The sequence below is a fragment of the Methylophaga sp. UBA2689 genome (assembly GCA_002354555.1).
Lineage (GTDB): Bacteria > Pseudomonadota > Gammaproteobacteria > Nitrosococcales > Methylophagaceae > Methylophaga.
Window position 1 is genome coordinate 1 of record DELT01000033.1, and the last position, 4,973, is coordinate 4,973.

Below are 4,973 nucleotides of genomic sequence, written 5' to 3' on the forward strand. Positions count from 1 at the left end.
GATCTGTTTTGGAAAAATGCATGGACCTCCATCATGCTTCAGCTTAAACCCTCGCCGGGCTCCCACTGGGTGTTTACTGGGGGCATGAATTGCAGCTGCTCTTAACTCCAGTGTGTCAACCTGCTCAAGCGCAATTGCCTCTCCTTTTGCTGCTTCAGCATTCTCAATAATATCCCTGAAGGTTCCAAGTACCAAATAGCCTCCATTTAACAATGGTCCCTGACGCAGAGTCTGCTGGACATTTTGCTCCATCACGTTCACCCGTTTGAACTGTGTTACACCAAGTTCATATTTTTCTCCAGATTGCATCGTTACAACGGCCTGGACACATTGAATATGAATCGCTCTCTCGCCCATATTGACCAATAGGCACAATGCATCGGGATTTTCATTCTGGGCATGGTGAAAAATCAGATAAGGTCGATTACTGCGACGATATTGAACAAATAATAGTTGTAAATAAATCACCCAGATAAGTGCCATTACGGCAGAGCTAATGGGAGCAATATATTCCACTGAATACTCCTTCTGTCTGAAAAGTGTTTTATGTCAGTCAACACGATACAGTTGAAAAAATATTACAATCAATAACATATATAAAGTCCTGCCCAAACACTTAAAAAAATTAGTACTAATCCTTGACCCTCCGGGCTCAAATCACTATCATAGCCATCTTTCTGTTCCCCGATAGCTCAGTTGGTAGAGCAAATGACTGTTAATCATTGGGTCGCTGGTTCGAGTCCAGCTCGGGGAGCCAATGATTATTAAAAAACCTCAGCAAGTTTCTCTTCTGAGGTTTTTTTATGTCTGAAATTTATTAATCAATCTGATTAATTCACGATCCTCTCAAATTGCTCTGCTCTTCTTAGAGTCAACCTTTATTATATTGAGTTGTTTACTGAATCTCCCTCTCCACCCTTTTCCACACTGACTTGACTGTGGTTCCAAAACCTTAAAAAAGATTTGGACACATGGGCAATTATTCCTATTACCCCGTTGCTAACATCCTCACTCCGTTCAAAAGCCAATTTCACATGACGGTTAATTTACGGCTTTTGAGGCGGCTAACATAGAGGAAACAATATGAATAAAACTAAATTATCTATCGCAATGATGTCATTGGCGCTTCCAGGGCTCACTATTGCTGATGAGTTACTTGGCATGCAGGAGAATCCTGATACCTGGGTGATGTCAGCAGGAAACTATGCCAATACACGTTACAGTCAATTAGATGAAGTCAATCAGGATAACGTGCAGAATCTGGAAATGGCCTGGTCTTTTTCTACCGGCGTATTACGGGGTCATGAGGGTAACTCGCTGATCATTGATGATGTGATGTATGTTCATACACCTTATCCAAACATCGTCTACGCGCTGGATTTGAACAACGACGGTGCCATCAGATGGAAATATGAACCCAAACAAAACTACGATGAAACGGTTCCAGTAATGTGCTGTGACGTAGTCAATCGTGGTTTGTCATATGGCGACGGTAAAATTTTCCTCAATCAGGCAGATACCACGTTGGTTGCGTTAGATATTGATACCGGCGAAGTTCTCTGGTCAGATAAACGTGATACACCAACTACCGGTGCAACCAATACCGGTAATGCCAATGTCTTTAAAGACAAAATTATCGTCGGTATTTCAGGTGGCGAATTCGGCGTCCGTGGTTATGTTCAAGCCTACGATATGAAAGGCAAAACACTTTATAAAGCCTACAGCACCGGCCCTGATGCAGAAATGATGGTCGACCCACAAAACACCACAGCCATGTTGCAACCTATCGGCAAAGATTCATCATTGAATTCCTGGCAAGGTGAGCAATGGAAAATCGGTGGCGGCACTACCTGGGGCTGGTTCTCCTATGATCCTGAAATGAATCTTTATTACTACGGAACCGGTAATCCATCTACCTGGAATCCGTTGCAACGGCCCGGTGATAACAAATGGACCATGTCCCTGTTTGCTCGAGATCTGGATAGCGGTGTGGCCAAATGGATCTATCAGATGACACCGCATGATGAATGGGACTATGACGGCGTCAATGAAAATATTCTGGTCGACCAGAAAGTAAAAGGCAAAATGCGTAAGATGCTGGTGCATTTTGACCGAAACGGATTTGGTTACACCATGGATCGTGCAACCGGTGAATTATTGGTAGCTGAAAAATTCGACCCAAGTGTTAACTGGGCCAACAGCATCAATATAAAAACGGGACTGCCGGATCGCGTTGCTACCTACTCACCCGAAGCCAATGGTGAAGACACTCAGACAACCGGTATCTGTCCTGCAGCTCATGGCGCCAAAGATCAACAACCTGCGGCATATTCTCCAAGAACAGGGTTGTTCTATGTACCGACCAACCATATCTGTATGGATTTGGAACCGTTTGAAGTTGAATATTTAGCCGGTCAGCCATACGTCGGTGCAGAAGTAAATATGTTTGCTGCCACTAAAGATAATATGGGTAACTTTATTGCGTGGGATGCTCGTGAAGGCAAGATTGTCTGGACAAATCCTGAACGATTCTCAGTCTGGTCCGGTGCAATGGTCACGGCTGGTGATGTGGTGTTCTATGGCACACTGGAAGGCTACCTGAAAGCGTTGGATGCCAAAACCGGACGTGAACTTTGGCGCTTTAAAACCCCATCGGGCATTATCGGCAATGTAAATTCCTACAAACACGATGGAAAACAATATATCTCAATTTTGTCAGGCATCGGTGGCTGGGCCGGTATCGGCATGACCAATAATCTGGAAAATGATACCGATGGTCTTGGCGCTGTAGGTGCCTACAAATCCCTATCGAGCTGGACCACACTGGGTGGTGTATTAAGCGTGTTTAGCTTGTAAGGTAATGTAAAAGCAGCTTCATAAACTGGCCCGGCACTCTTAATCAGTGTCGGGCTTTTTTTATGGATTCTTTAGAAAGAAATACATCATAGGAATAGCTTCAGTGAGTTAACTGTTGAATGATAATAGCTAATCAAAATCTTCAATTGATATCACTTTATGTCAATTAACATTTAACCGATAACCTACACCACGAAGCGTTTCAATAAAGGATTCGGATTGATGAAGATCAAACTTTTTACGTAAACGATTAATATACACATCAACCACATTCGTCAATGGGTCGCTATTGAGTTGCCAGACTGCATTCAGTATCCGCTCCCGACTTAACACACGGCCCTTGGATTTTGCTAAAAACAACAACAAGTCAAATTCCATTGCGGTCATTTTTATCAGTTCATTACCCTTATAAACTGTCCGGTGGGTCAGAGAAATAGAAATATCATTCAATTTAATAATATTTTCATCGAGATCAGGTGCATTTGCTCCCCGACGGGAAAGAACTTCAATACGGGCAAGTAATTCTTCAAAATCAAAAGGTTTTGTTAAATAATCATCAGCTCCGGCACGCAAACCCTGAACCTTTTCTTCTATATCATCCAACGCAGTAAGAAATAACACTGGTGTGGAAATACCCAGATTACGAATATGCTTTAAAAAACTGATGCCATCTGTATCCGGTAACATTCGATCGAGAATGATGACATCAAAACTATGTGACTTGACCAGCATAAGTCCTGACTGGCCATCATGAGCCTGTTCACAAAAGTAGCCTTCAACCCTCAAACCTTTGCAGATAAAATCGGCCACACGCTTTTCATCTTCAACAATCAATATTTGCATTGTTACTCCACAGCAAGCTTGATATGAATTGCCAATCCGTCTTCGGTATTGACCGCCCAGATAGATGCCTGATGGGCATCACATATTGATTTGGCAATGGACAAGCCCAGTCCTGATCCCGTTGGTTTTTCATGCTGCATTCGTTGGCTTCGATAAAATCGGTCAAAAATTAACGGCAACTCGTCATCTGCCACCCCAGCACCTTGATCCCGAACAGTAATTATTACCTTACCAGCATCCAGTTTTGACGAAACAGTAACACTGGTTTCGGATGGACTATATTTAATTGCGTTATCAAACAAAATTCTCAGCAATTGTTGAAATCGATCTTTATCAACTTTGACAATAGCCTCCTCAAAAGGAAGACCACATTTCAGATTGATTTTGTGCTGATTTGCCGTACGTTGAAATTCATTTACACAGTTTTCCAGCAGTTTATTAATCGAATATACGTCCAACTTTAACTGAAGATTATTGGCTTCTGTACGAGCAATAAACAACAAATCATCCACCAGACGACTTAGTAAAAGAGACTGTTCATGAACGCTTTCCAGAATACTTCGTGTCTCAGTCAAATCAAGTTGTCTGTTTTGACGAAGCGCGACCTGGGTTTCACCACGAATGATAGTGAGCGGTGTGCGCAGTTCATGACTGACATCTGCCAGAAAGCTTTTTCTGGCAGCATCATTTTTTTTCAGCGTTTCATTGAGTACCAGCAGTTCACTAGTGCGCTTATTAACCTCAAACTCCAGCTGACTATTGAGTTTATCGCGCAAAGATTTCTCTTCAGCAAGCTTCTGGGCCATATCGTTAAAAGCGGCTGAAATTGCATCAAACTCTCGATCAAACCCTCGTGGCACACGATAATTCAGGTTTCCGTCAGCAAACGATTCGGCTGCTTTTTTTAGAAAATCTACTGGAATCGAAATATTACGAATCATGGCGTAACTACCCAACAGCGCTGCAAATAAAGCAATAATAGTTAATGCGGCAGCAGCCCAGGCAATATTGGTATGAATATTTTCGATGTCTGAATTCAATGAATTGACGATAGTACTTTGTCTTTGCAAAGCTGAATTAATGGCTTCCCGAAACCGATTATCAATCTGCTCCTCAAGCAGAAAACGAATTTTTTCAGTATTAAGCTGGCTTACCGGCTCAGCTAGGACCGCGTCAAACGCATCCAGAATATCGTTAAGTAATTTTTCCAGCTCCTTGGTATCTTCAACCGTCCCCTTGGTGGCGATTTCCCCCAGAGCCAGTCGTTGTTGTTG

General features: G+C 42.7%; 4 protein-coding genes and 1 tRNA gene. 2 read left to right on the plus strand and 3 right to left on the minus strand.

Annotation, left to right across the window (positions count from 1 at the left end):
• Positions 1-516: hypothetical protein (locus tag B3M51_RS03500; protein ID WP_292756867.1), on the minus strand; the 516-nt coding region annotated here is incomplete at its 3' end.
• Positions 517-681: 165 nt separating this feature from the next.
• Here B3M51_RS03500 and B3M51_RS03505 point away from each other — a divergent pair.
• Positions 682-757, plus strand: a tRNA-Asn gene (locus B3M51_RS03505).
• Positions 758-1,083: 326 nt separating this feature from the next.
• Positions 1,084-2,856 (plus strand): methanol/ethanol family PQQ-dependent dehydrogenase, encoded by a 1,773-nt coding sequence (locus B3M51_RS03510; RefSeq protein WP_292756869.1) that lies wholly within the window; start codon positions 1,084-1,086, stop codon positions 2,854-2,856.
• Positions 2,857-3,018: 162 nt separating this feature from the next.
• Here the strand turns inward: B3M51_RS03510 and B3M51_RS03515 are convergent, their stop codons facing one another.
• Both B3M51_RS03515 and B3M51_RS03520 read right to left on the minus strand, forming a co-directional pair.
• On the minus strand, positions 3,019-3,699 hold the full coding sequence (locus B3M51_RS03515; protein WP_292480732.1) for a response regulator transcription factor: 681 nt from the start codon (positions 3,697-3,699) through the stop codon (positions 3,019-3,021).
• 2 nt (positions 3,700-3,701) lie between these two features.
• Positions 3,702-4,973, minus strand: a 1,272-nt coding sequence (locus tag B3M51_RS03520) for a sensor histidine kinase (protein ID WP_292756871.1), incomplete at its 5' end; no start/stop codon positions are given.

What these genes read in the sequence shown, in the direction of transcription:
- B3M51_RS03510 (WP_292756869.1), top strand. Translation starts at nt 1,084, where the DNA reads ATGAATAAAACTAAATTATCTATCGCAATGATGTCATTGGCGCTTCCA.
- B3M51_RS03515 (WP_292480732.1), bottom strand. Translation starts at nt 3,699, where the DNA reads ATGCAAATATTGATTGTTGAAGATGAAAAGCGTGTGGCCGATTTTATC.